The 18707-nt window shown below is 69.0% G+C and carries 10 protein-coding genes; 7 read left to right on the forward strand and 3 right to left on the reverse strand.

The features are described from left to right. The first annotated feature begins 8 nt into the window (after window positions 1-8). Together glyQ and glyS are read left to right on the forward strand one after the other, a co-directional pair. Window positions 9-920 carry a glycine--tRNA ligase subunit alpha gene (gene glyQ, locus ACW7G3_RS04005; RefSeq protein ID WP_456981219.1) on the forward strand — a complete coding sequence of 304 codons (912 nt, stop codon included), beginning with the start codon at window positions 9-11 and terminating at the stop codon, window positions 918-920. Then, the gene (gene glyS / locus ACW7G3_RS04010; RefSeq protein ID WP_456981220.1) at window positions 920-3118 is read left to right on the forward strand and encodes a glycine--tRNA ligase subunit beta; all 2199 of its coding nucleotides are present in this window, start codon (window positions 920-922) and stop codon (window positions 3116-3118) included. The genes glyQ and glyS overlap by 1 nt, the downstream gene beginning before the upstream one ends. Here the strand turns inward: glyS and ACW7G3_RS04015 are convergent. Then, complete coding sequence (locus ACW7G3_RS04015) at window positions 3107-4513, reverse strand: sensor histidine kinase (RefSeq protein WP_456981222.1); 1407 nt, start codon at window positions 4511-4513, stop codon at window positions 3107-3109. The two genes, glyS and ACW7G3_RS04015, sit on opposite strands and share 12 nt — an antisense overlap. Before the next feature lie 109 nt (window positions 4514-4622). Here ACW7G3_RS04015 and ACW7G3_RS04020 point away from each other — a divergent pair, with 109 nt between their 5' ends. The 3 genes from ACW7G3_RS04020 to ACW7G3_RS04030 all read left to right on the forward strand — a co-directional run bounded on the left by ACW7G3_RS04020 (window position 4623) and on the right by ACW7G3_RS04030 (window position 12359). After that, on the forward strand, window positions 4623-6554 hold the full coding sequence (locus ACW7G3_RS04020) for a diguanylate cyclase (protein ID WP_456981223.1): 1932 nt from the start codon (window positions 4623-4625) through the stop codon (window positions 6552-6554). A gap of 81 nt (window positions 6555-6635) precedes the next feature. Then, on the forward strand, window positions 6636-8405 hold the full coding sequence (locus ACW7G3_RS04025; protein WP_456981225.1) for an autotransporter assembly complex protein TamA: 1770 nt from the start codon (window positions 6636-6638) through the stop codon (window positions 8403-8405). A 3-nt stretch (window positions 8406-8408) separates the two neighbouring features. Further along, window positions 8409-12359: a translocation/assembly module TamB domain-containing protein gene (locus tag ACW7G3_RS04030; protein WP_456981227.1), complete on the forward strand. Its 3951-nt coding sequence runs from the start codon at window positions 8409-8411 to the stop codon at window positions 12357-12359. Window positions 12360-12378: 19 nt separating this feature from the next. Here the strand turns inward: ACW7G3_RS04030 and ACW7G3_RS04035 are convergent, their stop codons facing one another. Next, window positions 12379-13518, reverse strand: a complete 1140-nt coding sequence (locus ACW7G3_RS04035) for a serine hydrolase (protein WP_456981229.1) — start codon at window positions 13516-13518, stop codon at window positions 12379-12381. Between the two features lie 137 nt (window positions 13519-13655). On the opposite strand from ACW7G3_RS04035, the gene ACW7G3_RS04040 reads away from it, so the two are divergent. Continuing rightward, a complete protein-coding gene (locus ACW7G3_RS04040) occupies window positions 13656-15248 on the forward strand; it encodes a serine hydrolase (RefSeq protein ID WP_456981231.1) in 1593 nt (530 codons plus the stop codon). 295 nt (window positions 15249-15543) lie between these two features. Here the strand turns inward: ACW7G3_RS04040 and polA are convergent, their stop codons facing one another. After that, a complete protein-coding gene (gene polA / locus ACW7G3_RS04045) occupies window positions 15544-18318 on the reverse strand; it encodes a DNA polymerase I (protein ID WP_456981232.1) in 2775 nt (924 codons plus the stop codon). 85 nt (window positions 18319-18403) lie between these two features. On the opposite strand from polA, the gene ACW7G3_RS04050 reads away from it, so the two are divergent. Continuing rightward, entirely contained in the window at window positions 18404-18700 is a 297-nt protein-coding gene (locus ACW7G3_RS04050) for a DUF2782 domain-containing protein (protein ID WP_456981234.1), read from the forward strand. Window positions 18701-18707 lie beyond the last annotated feature (7 nt).

The following is an 18707-nucleotide window of genomic DNA, read 5'->3' on the forward strand; positions in this document are numbered from 1 at the left end:
CCTTCCGGATGAGCGGCCCGACTTTCCAGGACTTGATCCAGCGCCTCAATGCCTACTGGGCCGGACACGGCTGCGTGCTGATCCAGCCGCTGGACCTGGAGGTGGGCGCCGGCACGTTCCACCCGTCCACGTTCCTGCGCGCGATCGGCCCCGAGCCGTGGAACGCCGCCTACGTGCAGCCGTGCCGCCGGCCCACCGACGGCCGCTACGGCGAGAACCCCAACCGCCTGCAGCGCTATTACCAGTACCAGGTGGTGATGAAGCCCAGCCCCGACAACATCGTGGAGCTGTACTTCCAGTCGCTGAAGGAGCTGGGCGTGGACCCGAAGGTGCACGACCTGCGCCTGGTCGAGGACAACTGGGAATCGCCGACGCTTGGCGCCTGGGGCCTGGGCTGGGAGGTCTGGCTCAACGGCATGGAGGTGACCCAGTTCACCTGGTTCCAGCAGGCCGGCGGTCTGGAGTGCCGGCCGGTGATGGGCGAGATCACCTACGGTCTGGAGCGCCTGTGCATGTACCTGCAGGGCGTGGACGACGTGTTCGACCTCATCTGGACCCACGGCCCCGACGGCACCCCGGTCACCTACCGCGATGTTTACCACCAGAACGAGGTGGAGCAGAGCACCTACAACTTCGAGCATGCCGACGTGGCCGAACTCTTCCACCGCTTCGACGCCTGCGAGGCCGAAGCCCTCAAGCTGGCCGAACTGGGCCTGCCGCTGCCGGCCTATGAGCAGGTGATGAAAGCCAGCCACAGCTTCAACATGCTCGACGCGCGCCGCGCGATCAGCGTCACCGAGCGCCAGCGCTACATCCTGCGCGTGCGCCGGCTGTCGCAGACGGTCGCACAGGGTTATTACGCACAGCGCGAGAAGCTCGGCTTCCCGGCCCTGCGCCAAGTGGCAGGGGAGGTGGCGTGATGGCCAACAAGATGCAGCCGCTGCTGATCGAACTGGGCACCGAGGAACTTCCGGTGAAGGCGCTGCCCGGACTGGCGCAGGCGTTTTTTGACGGCGTGCTGGCCGCGCTGGACAAGCGCGGCATCGCGGTCGAACGCGGCGACGCCAAGCCGCTGTACACGCCGCGTCGCCTGGCCGTGCTGCTGCCGGGAGTAGCTCCCGAACAGCCGGAGCAGGCCTCCGAAGTGCTGGGGCCCTATCTCAACATCGCGCTGGACGCGGACGGCCAGCCGACCCGCGCCCTGCAGGGCTTCGCCACCAAGGCCGGCGTGGAATGGACCGCGCTGGAGCGCACCAGCGACGCCCGCGGCGAGCGCTTCGTGCACCGCTCGGTCAAGCCCGGGGCCAGCACCGCACAGCTGCTGCCGGAGATCCTGGCGGAAGCCATCGCGGCCATCCCCATCCCCAAGCCGATGCGCTGGGGCGCGCATGAGCACGCCTTCGCCCGCCCGGTGCTGTGGCTGGTGGCCCTGCACGGCAGCGACGTCGTCGATTGCGAAGCCTTTGGCGTGCGCGCCGGCCGCGAAAGCCGCGGCCACCGGTTCATGCACGAAGGCCCGGTGCTGATCATCCGGCCGGATGCCTATGTCGACACCCTGCGCGCCGCGAGCGTGCTGGTGGACGCGGACGAGCGCCGCACGCGCATCGTCGAGCAGGTCAACGCCGCCGCGCAGAGCGGCAGCGCGCGCATCGATCCGGACAACCTGGAGCAGGTGAACTGCCTGGTGGAATGGCCCAGTGCCATCGCCTGCTCGTTCGAATCCGGCTTCCTCGCGATACCGGCCGAGGCGCTGGTGGTGACCATGGAAGCCAACCAGAAGTTCTTCCCGGTGCTGGATGCCGACGGCCAGCTGACGGAGCGCTTCATCGGCATCGCCAACATCGAATCAACCGACGTGACCCAGGTACGCCAGGGCTACGAGCGGGTGATCCGGCCGCGCTTCGCCGATGCGCAGTTCTTCTTCGAGGAAGACCTCAAGCAGGGCCTGGGCGCGATGAACGCGGGCCTGGAATCGGTGACCTACCAGGCGAAGCTGGGCTCACTGGCCGCCAAGGTGGCGCGCGTGGGCGAACTGGCCCGCGCCATCGCCCCGCAGGCCGGCGTCAACCCCGACCTGGCCGCGCGCGCCGCCGGCCTGTCCAAGGCCGACCTGCAGTCGCGCCTGGTGGGCGAATTCCCCGAGCTCCAGGGCATCGCCGGGCGCTACTACGCCCAGCAGGATCCATCGCTGCAGGAGCTGTCCGATGCCGACCGAACCGCCCTTGCCGACGCCATCGACGCAGCCTACGCGCCGCGCCATTCCGGTGAGGCGATCGCGCCCTCGCCGCTGGGCCGCACGCTGGCAATCGCCGAGCGGCTGGATACCCTGGCCGGTGGCTTCGCCGCGGGCCTGAAGCCCACCGGCAACAAGGATCCCTTTGCCCTGCGCCGCAATGCGCTGGGACTGGCCCGCACGATCATCGAAAGCGGACTGCAGCTTGATCTGCACGCGCTGCTGGCCCGCGCCCACGCGCAGGCACTGGACGCCGCGTTCGTGGCTGCCGAAGCAGCGCTCGCTGACGCGAACACCGAAAAGGAGCAGGCCCAGGCCAACAAGCGCCTGGAGCAGGCCTCCACCGAACGCCAGGCGGATCCGGCTGGCGCGGTCGCGGAGCTGTACGACTTCATCCTCGAGCGCCTGCGCGGCTATTACGCCGACAAGGGCGTGCCGGTGCAGCACTTCAACGCGGTGGCAGCTTTGTGTCCGGGCTCGCTGCACGATTTCGACCGGCGCCTGTCAGCAATCGGCAGCTTTGCCGCCCTGCCCGAGGCCGAAGCGCTGGCCGCGGCCGACAAGCGCATCCGCAACATCCTGCGCAAGGCCGGCGACGACGTGCCGGCATCCGTGGATCCCGCGCTGCTGCAGGAGCCGGCCGAGCTGGCCCTGGCCGAAGCAGTGGACCAGACGTTCACTGACACCGATCAGCCCCTGGCCAATGGCGACTACGGCAAAGTGCTGGCGCGGCTGGCGCAGCTGCGCCCACAGGTGGATGCGTTCTTCGACGCGGTGATGGTCAACGCCGAGGATCCGGCTGTGCGCGGCAACCGCCTGGCACTGCTGCAACGGCTCGCCGACCGGCTCGGCAGCGTGGCGGTGATCGGCCAGCTATCGGGCTGAGCCGATCACGGTGGGCGCGTGCGCGGCACCGCCCACCCACCGCGGAACCCGGATGCGCATGGTGCAGCCCGGACCCGGGCCGTCGACCGACAGCTCGCCCCCCGAGGCCTCGATCATGTTCGCGGCCACTGCCAGTCCAAGGCCGGTGCCATGACCGCTGGCCTTGGTGGTGAAAAACGGTTCGAAGCAGCGCGCAACCACGTCAGCCCCCATGCCCGGCCCGGTGTCGCTGACCAGCACGTCGACAGACCCCGGCACCGCCGCTTCCAGCCCGATCCTTAGCCGGCCCCCGTCTTCCATCGCCTGTACCGCGTTGGCGGCCAGGTTCAACAGCACCAGCTCGAGCTGCGCACGATCCATCCGCACCGGCTGTGGCATCGCTGGCAGGTCCAGCTCCAGGGCAATTCCAGGCGGACACATCTGCTGCAGCATCGGCCGCGTGCGCGCCAGCATTTCCCCCAGATCAAACGCATCCAGCCGCGGCGGCTCGAGCCGGCTGAAATCCAGCAGCTGCCGACTGACCGCAGCCGCCCGGCGGGCGGCCGATTCGGCGCCCGCCAAGGCTTTCCGCAGTCCATCCACGTCGTCCAGCTGGGGCCCCTGTGCCGCATAGCCCATCACCAGGCCCAGCAGGTGGTTGAAGTCGTGCGCTATGCCGCTGGCCAGATGCCCGGCCACCTCCATCTTCTGCGCGTGCACGAGCTGTTCGCGCGCCCGGTCTTTTTCCCGCATTTCCAGCTGCAGCCGGTCGCGCGTGCGTGCGAGTTCAAGGTTGCGCTGCTGCTGGGCCTTGAGGCTGGTGCGCAGCCCGGCTACCGCCAGATCCAGCACCGCGGTGATGGCCAGGAGCACCACTACCATGTGCAACGCACGATCGCGGACCGTCTGGACCATGAAGGGCTCGAACAGATACAGGCCGGCGTCGCGCCACGCGCCGAGCAGGACCAGCAACGCGAGGCTGCCGGCGGCCAGCCACAGCGCGCGGCGGCTGAGTACCAGTCCGCCCACGAGGATCGGAAGCAGTTGGCCCAACTGCCCCCACAGCTGTGCCTGCAGACCCCAGCGCAGGTATCCATAGCCGACCAGCAACAGCGAGACGGCAACGAACAGCCCCGCCGCAAAGCGCAGATGGCCACGACGCAGCAGTACGAAACACGCCCACATCACCACCGTGTTCAGCAGCGCCGCCCCTATCAGGAGCGGATCCTGGCCGCTGCCACGCCACATGGAATTGAGCAGTAACAGCGGCTGGTAGATCCCCATGAACACCAGCAGCAGCTGCAGCATCGCAGCATGGTTGCGACCCACCGGGTCGACGATCGGCACCGCGCGCAGCCATTCCAGCGCACCGCGGGCCCAGCGCCACCACGTCGGGCGGAAAGCTTGCGGGTCCATCGTCGTTACTTTAGACGAGAACGCGCCGCCGTCGCGGACCCGGTCCAAACGGAGTGCGATACTCACCCGGAGTGAACAAGCGGCAGCGCCGCACCTGGAGATTTCACACATGGAACCGACCCGGAGCTGGTGGCTCACCCTGGTGGCAATCAGCGCCATGGCCTTTGCATCCACGACGCACGGCCAGAACGTCCCGCTCCACGATCCCTACGCAGCCCGGATCCAGCACTGCCTCAAGACCCGCCAGGAGGCTCCACACGAAGCGCTGCTGCTGGCCGACGCCCTGCTTGCCACCCTGCAGCTGCCGGACGGCCCGCGGCTGGGCGCGTTCCTGTGCAGGGCCGAAAGCCTGATGATGATCGGCGAGGGCGACGCGGCGCGCGCAGCCGTCGAGCAGGGCCTGCCGCTGGTCGACTCGCCCGGGGTCTCGGCGCAACAGCGGTTCGCCGCGATGATGAATTTCGGCGGCATGCTGCAGAGTCTGGGGCAGACCCGTCAGGCGCTGCAGCTCTTCGATCAGGCACTGGAGCTGGCAGGCCAGGATGGTTCTCCGCAGGAGCAGCTGGCCGCACTCCAGAGCATTGCGCTGACCCGTGCGGTGGGCATGAATGACAACGCGGGTGCGGAGCAGTATTTCCAGCGCGCACTTGCACTGCTGGAACGCCACCCGATGCCGCCCTCCATGGTTGAGCTGATGCTCCACTACAACTACGGCTACACCCTGCTGCTCGGGCAGCGCCACGACGAGGCGGAATCCGCGCTGGCGCGCGCGCTCGAGCTTGCGCCCGAATTGCCTGGGCAGGAGCAGCTTTACCATCGCATCCTCAGCCATCGCGGTGAAATCCAGCGCGCGCAGGGCAACGCGACTGGCGCGCTGGAACGCTTCGAGCGGGCCCATGCATGGCAGCGCGACAACAGCGATGCGCAGGGCGAAACCGTCACCCTCACCCGCCTGGCCCGCGTGCACCTGGACCTGGATGCCCCGGAGCAGGCGCTGCCGTACGCCGAGCGCGCACTGGAGCTGGCCGAGCGCGGCAACTACGTGGCCGAGACCCGGGCCGCGCTGGACACCCTGGTCGACGTCCACTCGGCGCTGGAGGACCACGCGCAGGTCATCGCTTTCACCAGCCGGGCGCTGGCGTTCGAGCGTGAATCGGCGCGCGTGGTGGACCTGGAGCGGCTTGCCGCACTGCAGGCACGGGCTGACGCGGCCCAGGCTGCGCGGTCCTCTTCGCCCCGCGCCAACGCGCTGCGCGACACCGCCATCGGGGTCCTGGCACTGCTGCTGGTCGTCGGCGCGGTCCTGCTGTTGCGCAGCCGGCGCCGGCAAAACCTGCTGGCCACGCAAAGCGCAGTGGACCCGCTGACCGGCCTGTACAACCGCCGCGAAGGCGTGCGGCTGATCGAGGCGCTGGCGCCACCGGCGGCGTCGGGCGAGGCCCGCCATGCGCTGCTCGTGGTGGACATCGACAGGTTCAAGGCGGTCAACGACAGCCACGGCCATGGGGCTGGTGATCGGGTCCTGGCACAGGTTGCCAGTCACCTGCAGGAAGCCTGCGACAGCGGCGACATCCTCGTCCGCTGGGGTGGCGAGGAATTCCTCGTGGTCCGCCCGCACTCTTCGCGCAAAGCAGCGTTCGCCTTCGCCGACCATCTTCGTCGGCGGATCGAAGGCCAGGCGTTCGAGCTGCCGGGGGGCCTGTCCCTGGCAGTCACCATCTCCATCGGCCTTGCACCGTCGCCGTTCTTCCCTGGCAAGGCCGGACCATGGCAGGAAGCCATCGGCATGGCCGACCGCGCCCTGTACGTGGCCAAGCACGCGGGCCGCAATGCCTGGGCCGGGGTCTGGGGGCTGGAAGAAGGCAGGGACGTCGACCTGTTCAGCGTGCGGGAGGATCCGCAACATGCACTGGCACAGGGCTGGATCGCGATCAGCGGGAACAAGCCCATGTCGTGGTCCCCGGCACCGGATGTGCCGACCCCGTGGAGCGGTGCACGTGCCGTTGCGGATCCTGGCAAGCGTGCCAGGCACGTTTCCTGAAAGTCCGCACGCATGCGCCACGGTCGCAGCCGGAGGCTGTTGTTAAGCCAACCTGGACGTCTGCTTGAGTATCCTGCGCGGATGCCAGGACGCACGCTCGCCCCCACCTTCGCCGCGCTTCTTCTATTCCTGTCCGGTGCGGCGCATGCGGTGGAAGTGGGTGAGGTGGTCATCCGCGGGCTGGATGAGGAAATGGCCGACAACGTGCGGGTGTCGCTGTCACTGAGCGATGCGCGCGGCGACGACGTGTCGATGCGCCGGTTGGCCTACCTCATCCGCGCCGCGGAAGCGGAAGCCCGCGAGGCGCTGGAGCCGTTCGGCTATTACTCCCCGGAGATCCAGGTCGAGCGTGAGCGCGTCAATGGCAGCTTCAACGTGACCGTGACCGTGGATCCGGGTGAGCCCGTACGGGTGCGCAACGCCGACGTGGCGATCATCGGCGCCGGCAACCGCGACCGTTACCTGGCGCAGGACCTGGCGGATTTCCTGCCCGCGCCCGGCTCGGTGTTCGACCACCGGCCCTACGAATCCAGCAAGGCGCGGATCAGCCGCCGCCTGGCCGAGCGCGGCTACTTCGACGCCGACTTCAGCGCCCGCCGGGTGGAGGTGACCCGGGCCGCACAGACGGCAGATATCGAACTGGTGTGGACCAGCGGCGAGCGCTACAACATGGGCCCGACCACCTTCACCCAGGCGCCGCGCCAGGTCATCAACGACGACCTGCTGGAACGGCTGGTCTATTGGGAAGAAGGCGGCTACTACCACCAGGGCCGGCTGGACCGGCTGCGCACCTCACTGCAGCGGCTGGATTATTTCGGCTCCATCGAGATCGAGCCGCGTCCCGACGACGCCGATGACGACCTGCGGGTGCCGGTGGACGTACGCCTGACCCCGGCGCCGCGAAAGATCCAGACCGCCGGCCTCAGCTACGGCACCGACAGCGGCGCCGGCTTCCGCCTGGGCGAGGAGCGGCGCTACGTGAACCGCCGTGGGCACAAGGCGCTGGCGCAGCTGGATTACGCGCAGAAGCGGAAAACGCTGACCCTGCAGTACCGCATTCCCGCCTTTGCCTGGTATGACGGCTGGTACACGGTCAGCCTGCAGGCGGCCGACGAGCAGACCCGCTACATCGATGCGCGCAAGGTCGAGCTGGTGGCCAGCCGCAATGGCCAGTACAACCGCAATCTCAACCTGGTGGCATCCGCCCACGTGCTGCGTGAGCGCTGGTCGTACGTGGACCAGGACAATCCCGACGTTCCCGCGGAATACCGCTACGCCACCTTCAGCTATCCGTCGCTGCGCGCCGAATACGTGGACGTCGACGACCAGCTGTTCCCGCGCCGCGGGATCGGCGGCAGCGTGGTGCTGCGCGGCGGACTTGAAGACGTGGGGTCGGATGCCAGTTTCGCCCAGATCCACGCCCGGGCCAGCTGGTACCGGGGCATCGGCGAACGCCATCGCCTGATCGTACGCGGCGAAGCCGGCCACACCTACACCGACGCGCTGGTGGACATGCCGCCGAGCCTGCGGTTCTACGCCGGCGGCGACCGCAGCATCCGCGGCTATGACTGGCGCGAGGTAGGGCCGCGCCTGGGTGACTACGCGGTGGGCGCCAAGCACGTGTTCACCGGCAGCGCGGAGTACGAGCACTACTTCCAGAGCGGATTCGGCTTTGCCGTATTCGCCGACAGCGGCAGCGCGTTCAACAACAGCCCGGACTGGCACACCGGCGTAGGCATGGGCGTGCGCTGGGCGTCCCCGGTCGGCCCGCTGCGGCTGGACATCGCCCGCGGGCTGGACGATCCCGACTCGCCCTTTACCCTGCACCTGGATATCGGCACCGCATTCTGAGCCATGGCACCCACACTGCGCCGCCGGATCGACCCCAACCTGAGCCCCGAGGAACGCGAGGCCCGGATCGCGGCCCTGCGCGAGCGACGCAAGGCGCGGCTGCGCTGGCTGGCGATCCGCTCCGGCATTGTCAGCCTGGTGCTGGCGGTGCTGGTCATGGCCCTGGCCTGGTGGCTGCTGCTGACGCTGGGCGGGCGCGACTTCCTGCTGTCGCAGATCACCGCGCGGCTGCCGGCCGGGACCACGCTTGAGTGGCGCCACGCCGAAGGCCCCGCCTCCGGCCCGCTGACCCTGCACGGACTGCGCTTCGTGCAGCTGAGCTGCCCGGATCGCGACGGCGAACCGGTGGCCTACGGCAACTGCGACGAGCACCGCAGGCTGGTGTTCACTGCGGAGCGGGCAATGATCGATCCGGCCGTCCTGCCCTTGCTGGGCCGCCTGCTGCGGCTGGATGTGCTGGAAGTGGAGGGCGCAGTGCTGTCGCTGCCGCCATCGGTGGAGGATGACGAGCCGTTCCAGCTGCCCTCCTGGCCGGATTCGCTGCCCGATATCGGCCCGCTGCCGCTGTCGCTGCAGGCCGACACGATCCGGGTGGACGACCTGCGGGTGATTGGCGCCGACGGCCCGCTGATCCATGTCCACCAGGTGCGCGGCGGGCTCAACGCCGGCGAGGGCCTGCTGGAGCTGGACAACGTGCTGGTGGACAGCGACCGTGGCCGGTTCACCGCCCACGGCAGCTACGCGCCGCGCGACAACTATCAGGTGGACCTGACCGCTGGCGCGGTGATGCCTGCCCCGGCCGGGCACACCCGCCCCAACTTCGGCCTGGTGGCACGCGGCGACGCCGGCCACCTGGACCTGGTGCTGACCGGCCATGCGCCCTCGCCGGTGCTGGCCACCCTGGCCCTGCGCGGCGGCGAGCGCCCGGACTGGCGCCTGCAGGCGCGCTCGGACGCGCTGGACCCGGCCCTGCTCGCCGGTGGCGAGCCCGGCACCCCCGTTGCCTTCGATCTTGTGGCCGACGGACAGGACGGAGCGATGGTGCTGGAAGGCAGCATCAGCCAGGGGGACTTCAGCGCCACCGTATTGCCCTCCACCGTCAGCCTGCACGATGAAGTGCTGGAGGTTGACCCGCTGGTGGTCGAACTGCTCGAAGGCCGGGTCACGGTGGCCGGCCGGGCGGACTTCAGCGGCGACGACGGTCCCAGCGGCCGCTTTGCCATCAATGCCCAAGGCGTGCGCTGGGGCGGCGGGCAGGACGAAAACGGCGAGCCCGGAACTGCCGTTGTGGCCGATGCCAGGCTCGGCCTGGCCGGCCGGATGCAGGCCTGGGCCGCGATCGGCAACGCCGACCTGACCCGCGGCGACCTCGCGGCGCGGGTGGAGCTTGACGCGCGCGGCAACCAGACGCAGATGGTCCTGCGCCGCCTGCACGCGACGATGCCCGGCAACAGCGGCAGCCTGGACGGCAGCGGGCGGCTGGCCTGGGCGCCGGCTCTGGCATGGGATCTCGATCTGGCGCTGGCCTCGTTTGATCCCGGCTATTTCCTGCCCGACTGGAACGGGGCAGTGGACGGGTCGATCACCAGCAGCGGCAGCGCCCATGACGACGGCGGTCTTGAGGCCCAGGTCGAAGTGGCCGACCTTGGCGGGCAGCTGCGCGGGCGCGCGCTCGGCGGCAGCGGCCGCTTCACCATGCGGTCCCCACCGGCCTCGGAATTGGAAGCGCCTGCTGCATATGAGGGCGAGCTGGCCCTGACGCTTGGCGAGAGCCGTATCGACGCCACTGCCTCGATCGGCCAGTCCCTGGACATTGATGCCCGCCTGGCGCCGCTGCTGCTGGCCGATATCCTGCCCGGCGCCGGCGGCCGGCTCAGCGGGGAAGTGAACCTCACCGGTGCCCGCACCGCACCGGATATCGATGTCGATCTGGAGGGCAGCGACCTCGCCTGGGGTGACTACAGCGCGGGCCGCGCCACCCTGCGCGGCCGCCTGCCGTGGCGCGGCGGCAACGGCCAGCTGGACCTGGATGCGGAAGCGATCAGCGCCGGCGTGGCCCTGGATGCGGTCACGATCCAGGCCAGCGGCGCGGTTGAATCGCTGCGCGCCACCGCCAGCGCACGCGGCGAGATCGGTGAGCTGCAGTTGGCCGGCAACGCCGAGCGCCGCCAGCAGCGCTGGCAGGGCGGGCTGTCATCGCTGCGGCTTGCTCCGGCCCGCGGCGCCGCCTGGAACCTGCAGTCACCGGCCAGCTTCGCCCAGACCGGCAGCGGCTGGCGGCTGTCGCAGTCGTGCTTTGCCAGCACCGCCGGCGGCGCGCTGTGCCTGGATGCCGACTGGCCGGCCACTGGCCTGGGCGTCAGCGGCAACAACCTGCCGCTGGCACTGGCCGAGCCCTACCTGCCCGAGCGCGCCGACGGCCAGTCCTGGGCCCTGCGCGGCAACATCGACATTGACGGGCGCCTGCGCCCGGCCGGCAACGCGTTCGCCGGCCACCTCAACGTGCGCTCCGAAGAGGGCGGCCTGCGCTTCAGCCAGCGGGCCCGCCGCGACACGGTCAGCTATTCCGGTCTGCAGCTTGAAGCCGAATTCAGCCCCCAATCCATCCAGGCCAGCTTCACCACCCTGGTGGACGACGAGGGCCGCATTCAGGCGCGGGTTGAAACCGGCTGGGACGCCTGGTCGCCGCTGTCCGGCGCCATCGACCTCGACATCAGCGAGCTGGTGTGGCTGGAACTGTTCTCTCCCGACATCGTGGAACCGGAGGGCCAGCTGGCCGGACGCATCACCCTGGCCGGCACCCGCTCTGAACCGGTATTGGGTGGGCAGGCGAGACTGACCGGATTCAGCACTGAACTGCCCGCGCTGGCGATCCTGCTGGAAGAGGGCGATGTGCGCCTGGACGCGCGCGCGGATGGCACCGCCACCATCGCCGGCAGCGTGCGCTCGGGCGAGGGCACGCTGGATATCAGCGGCAGCCTCGGCTGGAGCGGCGAGACCGCCGCACCGCTGGTGCTCCAGGTTGGCGGCGAGAACGTGCTGGTCTCCAACACCCGCGACCTGCGCGCCGTGGCCAGTCCCGATATCCGCGTGCTGTACGCCGCGGGCAGGCCGCTGGAAGTAACCGGAACCGTGCTGGTGCCCGAGGCGCGGATGGACCTGGAGCGGCTGAGCGACGGCGTGGCGCCCTCCGACGACGTGGTGGTGCTGGACCCGGTGGACCCCGAAGAAGGCCCGCCGCTGGCGATGCAGCTCGACCTGACCCTGGAAATGGGCGATGACGTGGTGCTCAACGGCTTCGGCCTGGAGGGCACCCTGGGCGGCAAGCTGCGGGTGCGCCAGCACCCGGGCCGCGACATGCGCGGCACCGGCTCACTGCAGGTAGGCGGGCGCTACAAGGCCTACGGCCAGGAGCTGCGCATCACCCGCGGCAACCTGTCGTGGAGCAACGACATGATCTCCGACCCGGTGCTGGACATCCGCGCGGTGCGCCGGATCGAAGCGGAGGAGCTGACCGCCGGCATCGACGTCACCGGCCGCGCGTCCGCGCCACAGGCGAGCGTGTGGACCGATCCCAGCCGCGACGAATCCGAGGCGCTGGCCTACCTGGCGCTGGGCCGCTCGCTGTCCAGCGTGACCGGTGACGAAGGCCGCGAGCTGGACGCCGCCGCGGCGGCGCTGCAGGCGGGCGGCGGCCTCCTGGCCTCGCAGCTGGGCGCGGGCCTGGGTTTGGATGACGCCGGCGTAAGCCATTCGCGCGCGCTGGGCGGCAGCGTGCTGGGCGTGGGCAAGCAGCTCTCGCCGCGCCTGTACGTGGGCTTTGGCGTCTCGCTGCTTGGCACCGGCCAGGTGCTGACCCTGCGCTACCTGCTCGATCGCGGCTTTGATCTTGAAATCGAATCGAGCACGCTGGAAAACCGCGGCTCGATCAACTGGCGCCGCGAAGTGGACTGATGCAGCGGCCGCGTAGCGGCTACGGCGCCAGGCCCGCTTCCGCCAGCTTCCGGCCCAAGGCCTGGAAGGCGCGCTCGGCGTCGGCGAGGTCATCAAACTCCTCCGCGCAGGCAACCACAATGGTGGCCCCCTCATCGACCTGGTCCGGGTTGATCACCCCGACGTTGCAGGCGCGTGCCACCTGGGTGCCGGCTTGCTGGGCGAAATCGGTGCCGGGCGGCAGTCCGGCCTGGATGCGCCGCTCTCCGGTGCTGATCGCGCGCATGTGCCCCAGCATCAGCGCGGTGCTTTCCGCTGACAGCAGCTCACCGGACACCAGCATTTCCAGAATGTTGGCAAACATTTCCAGCGGCGCGGAATTGGTGCCGGTGTCGTAGTAGCGGCTGAACACCTCCTCGATGCCGGGGGTGTCCAGCGCATCCCGCTCAACCTCGAGCATCCCGGCCAGCGCATCCAGCCGCGCTTCTCCGTCGCCCGCCTGCTGCACCTTCAAAAGATCCGCACTCGTGAGCGTCCTCACGCCCGGATGCAGGGCACCGTAGACGTCATAGTGCACCTGCAGGTTGGTGGTGATCTGGCCAAAACCACGCCCGAGCCAGTCACGGACCCGGCGGTTGAGGTCAACCTCGCCCACCTGGCGGATCAACATGTCGGTAGCCGTGCTGTCGCTGTCGCGCAGTGACTTTTCCAGCAGGGTGGCGATGCTGAAGTGCTCGCCGGGCCGATGGCCCAGCATGTCACCGGCGCCGTCGACAAAATCCGTTTCGGCCAGTTCCAGCTCCTGATCCAGTGACAGGGTGCCGGCATCCACCTGCTCCAGCACCGCAATCGCCACCGGCACCTTGACCGTGGACGACAGGTACCAGGCGCGCCCGTCGCCCAGGTCCAGGCTGCCGGCGTCAGGTCCGAGCCGACGCACGTAGACCCCGAACCGTCCGGACATGCCGGCGTCGATTTCATTGATCGAGGCCGACAGCGGGTTGAGCCAGGACGGGGCCGCGACATCGCCCGGCGTGTACTCGGTGCGCGCGTCGGCATCTGTCTCACTGGGCAGTTGCGGTTGCGGATCGGCCGGGCGGCAGGCCGCCAGTAGAAAGAGAATGGCCAGCAAGGCCGGCAACTGGAGTCTTGGTGCGCTGGGCATGGGCAGGACGGTCATGGGCTCGGCACATCCAATACCCCGGACACAGTGACAGCAGCGCCAACGTCGCCCAGCGCGCCCACCCGCCGCCAGCGATGCGTTGCCACATCTCTGCTAGGGTCTTTGCCCGCCCATTCACCAGTGCGATCGACTCAATGCAACCAACCCGCCGTTCTTCCCGACCACGCCTGCTCCAACGCTCACTGTTCCTCCTGTTCGGCTTGCTGCTGGTGCCGCTGGGCGCCATGGCGCAGACCGGGGCGCCCGCCGAGCTGGAAGGCATCGAGGAGTTCGTCGAGCGCGGCATGCAGGACTGGGGCATTCCCGGCCTGGCGGTGAGCGTGGTCAAGGACGATGAGCTGGTCTGGGCGACGGGCTTTGGCGTGCGCCGCCTCGGCCGCCCGGATCCGGTCGACGGCGACACCCTGTTCAACATCGCTTCGGTGTCCAAGGCCTTCAACGCCGCGGCGCTGGGCCTGCTGGTAGACGAGGGCCGGATCAGCTGGGACGACCCGGTGGTCAAGCACCTGCCCCAGCTGCAGCTCTACGACCCCTATGTGACCCGCGCAGCCACGGTGCGCGACATGCTCGCCCACCGGGTGGGCCTGGGCCGGCTGACCGGCAACCGGCTGCGCTGGATCTCTTCGCGCGACCGCTCCGAACAGATCGCCCGCCTGCGCCACCTGCCGCCCGAGCAGGGGTTCCGCGAGGGCTACGTGTACTCGAACGTGCTGTACATGGTGGCCGGCGAGGTGGTGCCCGCAGTCACCGGCACCGGCTGGGAGCAGTTCGTCGAACAGCGCCTGTTCGCGCCGCTGGGCATGACCCGCAGCCTGGCAGGCGGCAGCCGCCTGGACGAGTCCGGCAACGTGGCCTGGCCACACCAGGAAATCGACGGCACCGTGGTGGAGATCCCGCGACGCAATTTCGACGCGGTGGGCCCGGCGGCCTCGGTCCACTCCAGCGCGCGCGAGATCGGCAGCTGGATGCGCCTGCACCTGGGCACGCCCGGCGAATTCGAAGGCAACGTTGTGCTCGCGCCTGGCACGGTGGCGGAAATGCACCGCTCACAGACCCCGATCCAGACTCCCGCTTTCGAACCGCTGGCCGCCTACGGCATGGGCTGGCGCCTGGGCAGCCATGAAGGCCGGCAGACCTCCTCGCACTCAGGCGCGGTGGACGGCATGAACTCGCTGCTGATGCTGGTGCCCGAAGAAGGCCTGGGCATCTTCATCACCACCAACACCTTCAACAACTTCACCACCGCGCTGGCCCGACAGATTGTGGACGCCTACCTCGGCATCGATGGCCGCGACCGTCATGCGGAGACCTTCGAGCGCTATCTCGGGCAGAAGACGCGGGCGCAGGAGGAACGCGAGGCGATCCATGCCGCGCGCATCCGCAGCACCCGCCCGTCCGGTCCGCTGGCCGACTTCATCGGCGGCTACGACGACGCCCTTTACGCCGACGCCGCGGTGCGGGTGGTGGATGGGAGGCTGGTGCTGCAGCTGTGGGACGATCCGGAGCAGGTTGCCGACCTGGAGCACTGGCACCACGACACTTTCCGGGCGGTGTGGCGCAACCCGGCGATGCGCGAGGAGTTCGTGTGGTTTACCCGCGGCCGCGACGGCACCATCGACCAGCTGCACATCGACTGGAACCTGCGGCCCGCCGTGCTGCAGGTGGGGGCGTATCCTTCGTCGTATCGTCGTGAGGCCACGTTCAAGCGCCAGCACGGCGGAGAATGACCGGCTGGCACGGCTGACGAGCATAAAAAAGCCCCGCAGGCAGGGGGGGCCGGCGGGGCTCGGTGGAACGGGAGCTCGGGGAGAAGTCCCGTTCCAGATCACTCCAGGGGAAGGGAGAGATCAGCGACAGACGTTGCATCTGTCGCGTTACATATGACCACCGCGAGCATTGATGGTTCGTGAAGATCCCCGGCTTCCCGGCGAAAAGTTCAGCCGGCATTTACATTTCACGGGGACTGAACGGAATTTGTACAAAACCCGCTGAAATCCGCCGTATTTCTGCGGTTTCCACCCCTCAATGGGCTACCTCCCAGTTGTCTCCCACGCCGCTTTCGACCGTCAGCGGCACCTGCAGTTCCGCCGCGCCGGTCATGCGCGGCACCACCTCGGCGAGCAGGGTGTCGGCAAAGTCCGCATCGGCCTCGAAGACCAGTTCGTCATGCACCTGCAGGATCATGCGCGCCCGCCCACCCTGGCTGGCCAGCCAAGCGTCGATATCGATCATCGCGCGCTTGATGATGTCGGCCGCCGTGCCCTGCATTGGCGCGTTGATGGCCGCCCGCTCGGCGCCGGCGCGCAGCCCCTGGTTGCGGGCGCTGATGTTTTCCAGATACAGGCGGCGACCGAACACGGTTTCCACGTAGCCGGCCTCATGCGCCTGCTCGCGGGTGCGGTCCATGTACTCGCGCACGCCCGGGTAGCGTGAGAAGTACAGGGCGATGTAGTCCTGCGCCTCGCCGCGGCCGATGCCGAGGTTGCGGGCCAGGCCCCAGGCGCCCATGCCGTACATCAGGCCGAAGTTGATCGCCTTGGCCGCGCGGCGCTCGTCAGCGGTGACCTCTTCCAGCTTGCGGCCGAACACCTCGGCCGCCGTGGCGGCGTGGATGTCGGCACCTGCTGCGAATGCCGCCAGCAGGCCCGCGTCGCCCGACAGGTGGGCCATGATCCGCAGCTCGATCTGCGAATAGTCGCAGGCCACCAGCACGTTGCCCTCGTCGGCAATGAAGGCGCGGCGGATGCGGCGCCCGTCCTCGGTGCGGATGGGGATGTTCTGCAGGTTGGGATCGGACGAAGCCAGCCGCCCGGTGGCCGCGCCCGCCTGGTGGAAGCTGGTGTGCAGGCGACCGGTCTCCGGGTTGATCATTTCCGGCAGCTTGTCGGTGTAGGTGCTGCGCAGCTTGGCCAGGCCGCGGTACTCGAGGATGATCCGCGGCAGTTCGTGCTGGTCGGCGATCGCCTCCAACGCTTCCTCATTGGTGCTGGGCTGGCCCTTGGGCGTCTTTACCAGCGCCGGCAGGCCCAGCTCGTCGAACAGCAGCGCCTGCAGCTGCTTGGGCGAATCCAGGTTGAAGGTGCGCCCGGCCAGCTCGGTGGCCTTCTGCTGCGCGGTGAGCATGCGCCGCGACAGGTCGGCGCTCTGCCGGCGCAGCTCGTCGGCGTCGATGCGCACGCCGTGGGCCTCGATCCGCGCCAGCACCGGCACCAGCGGCATCTCGATCTCGCGGTACACCTTCTCCAGCGCCGGCACCCCGGCCAGCTTCGGCGACAGCTCGCGGTGCAAGCGCAGGGTGATGTCGGCGTCTTCGCACGCGTAGGGGGTGGCGTCGTCGATCGCCACCTGGGAAAACGGGATCGCCTTGGCTCCCTTGCCGGCCACGTCGGCGTACTTGATGCAGGTGTAGCCCAGGTAGCGCAGGGCCAGCGAGTCCATGTCGTGGCGGCTGGCGGTGGCGTTGTACACAAAGCTTTCGAGCATGGTGTCGTCGGCGTAGCCGCGCACCTCGATCCCATGCCGGCGCATCACGTGGATGTCGTACTTGCCGTGGTGTCCGATCTTGCGCCTGCCCGGATCTTCCAGCAGCGGCCGCAGCGCTTCCAGCGCCTCCTTGCGATCGAGCTGGGCCGGGACGCCACCGTAGTCATGGCCCAGCGGCAGGTAGGCCGCGCGGCCGGGCTCGACCGCAAAGCTCATGCCCACCAGGTTGGCGCGCAGCGGGTCGAGCGCGTCGGTCTCGGTGTCGAAGGCGAACTCGTCGGCCTTGCCCAGGATCCCGATCCATTCGTCCAGGCGCGCCCGGTCGAAGATCGTCTCGTGTACGCCGGGCGCGGCCAGCGCTGGATCCAGGCCACCGTCAGCCGGTTTCGCCGCCGGACGCGCGTAGCCGGCCTCGGTGCCGCGCACGCTGCCGGGAATGTCGGCCACCGGCACCGGCGCATCGCCATTGGCTCTGTCCAGGTCCCGCAGCGCCTGGGTGAATCCATAGCGGGTATACAGCGCGCGCAGGGTGTCCACATCCTGCTCGCGCAGCGGCAGCCCGGTGGGGCCGCGATCCAGCGGCACGTCGGTGCGGATGGTCACCAGCTCGCGGTTCAGCGGCAGCCGGTCCAGCGCCTCGCGCAGGCTCTCGCCGACCTTGCCCTTGATGTTGGCCGCGTTGGCGATCACCCCGTCCAGGCTGTCGTACAGGGCCAGCCACTTGGCGGCGGTCTTGGGACCGCACTTGGGCACGCCCGGCACGTTGTCGACGGTATCGCCCATCAGCGCCAGCAGGTCCACGATCTGGTCCGGGCGCACGCCGTACTTGTCGATGATGGCCTCGTCGCTGTCCACGTGGCTGCCGCTCATGGTGTTGATCAGCGAGATCCCGGGCCGCACCAGCTGGGCGAAGTCCTTGTCGCTGGTGGACACCAGTACATCCAGGCCGTCAGCGGCGCCAGCCACGGCGAGGGTGCCGATCACATCGTCCGCTTCCACGCCCTCCACCCGCAGGATGTCGATCCCCAGCGCGTCCACCACGTCGCACATCGGCTGCACCTGCACCCGCAGGTCGTCCGGCATCGGCGGGCGGTTGGCCTTGTATTCGGGGTACAGGTCATCGCGAAAGGTCTTGCCCGGCGCGTCGACTACGAAGGCGATGTGATCGGGTTTTTCCTTCAGCGTGGCCCGCAGCATGTTGACCACGCCGAACAGGGCGCCGGTGGGCTCGCCCTGGGCATTGGTCAGCGGCGGCAGGGCATGGAAGGCGCGGTACAGATAGCTGGAACCGTCGATCAGCACGAGTCGTTTCATGGCCCTGATTCTACGCGTGCGCCCTTCTCGGCACCGGCACGCGCCAGCACGCATACTTGGGGATCGCCACGCCCCGGAGCCCCCAATGAAAGTTCTGCTGTCCGCCGTCCTGCTGATGCTGCTCGCCGCCTGCGCCACCATCGGCACGGGAGCCGGGATCGCGGGGATCCCTGAAATACCCGCCGATGCGGTCGAACAGGTCCGCACCTCCCCCAACGGCGACGTCATCACCGAGTACCGCGTTGCCGACCAGGTCCGCGTGCTCAAGGTGCAGCCGCCGCGCGGGCCGGCCTACTACCTGTACAACCGCGACGGCCAGATCATTTCCACCCGAGAAGGCGACAATCCGCCACAGACCTATTTCAAACTGTTCGAGTGGTGAACCCGGC

The organism is Luteimonas sp. A478 (assembly GCF_054052025.1).

Excerpts from the sequence above, each read along its gene's own strand:
- glyQ (WP_456981219.1), top strand. The coding sequence starts at position 9 with ATGAGCGGCCCGACTTTCCAGGACTTGATCCAGCGCCTCAATGCCTAC.
- glyS (WP_456981220.1), top strand. The coding sequence starts at position 920 with ATGGCCAACAAGATGCAGCCGCTGCTGATCGAACTGGGCACCGAGGAA.
- ACW7G3_RS04015 (WP_456981222.1), bottom strand. The coding sequence starts at position 4,513 with ATGGACCCGCAAGCTTTCCGCCCGACGTGGTGGCGCTGGGCCCGCGGT.
- ACW7G3_RS04020 (WP_456981223.1), top strand. The coding sequence starts at position 4,623 with ATGGAACCGACCCGGAGCTGGTGGCTCACCCTGGTGGCAATCAGCGCC.
- ACW7G3_RS04025 (WP_456981225.1), top strand. The coding sequence starts at position 6,636 with ATGCCAGGACGCACGCTCGCCCCCACCTTCGCCGCGCTTCTTCTATTC.
- ACW7G3_RS04030 (WP_456981227.1), top strand. The coding sequence starts at position 8,409 with ATGGCACCCACACTGCGCCGCCGGATCGACCCCAACCTGAGCCCCGAG.
- ACW7G3_RS04035 (WP_456981229.1), bottom strand. The coding sequence starts at position 13,518 with ATGACCGTCCTGCCCATGCCCAGCGCACCAAGACTCCAGTTGCCGGCC.
- ACW7G3_RS04040 (WP_456981231.1), top strand. The coding sequence starts at position 13,656 with ATGCAACCAACCCGCCGTTCTTCCCGACCACGCCTGCTCCAACGCTCA.
- polA (WP_456981232.1), bottom strand. The coding sequence starts at position 18,318 with ATGAAACGACTCGTGCTGATCGACGGTTCCAGCTATCTGTACCGCGCC.
- ACW7G3_RS04050 (WP_456981234.1), top strand. The coding sequence starts at position 18,404 with ATGAAAGTTCTGCTGTCCGCCGTCCTGCTGATGCTGCTCGCCGCCTGC.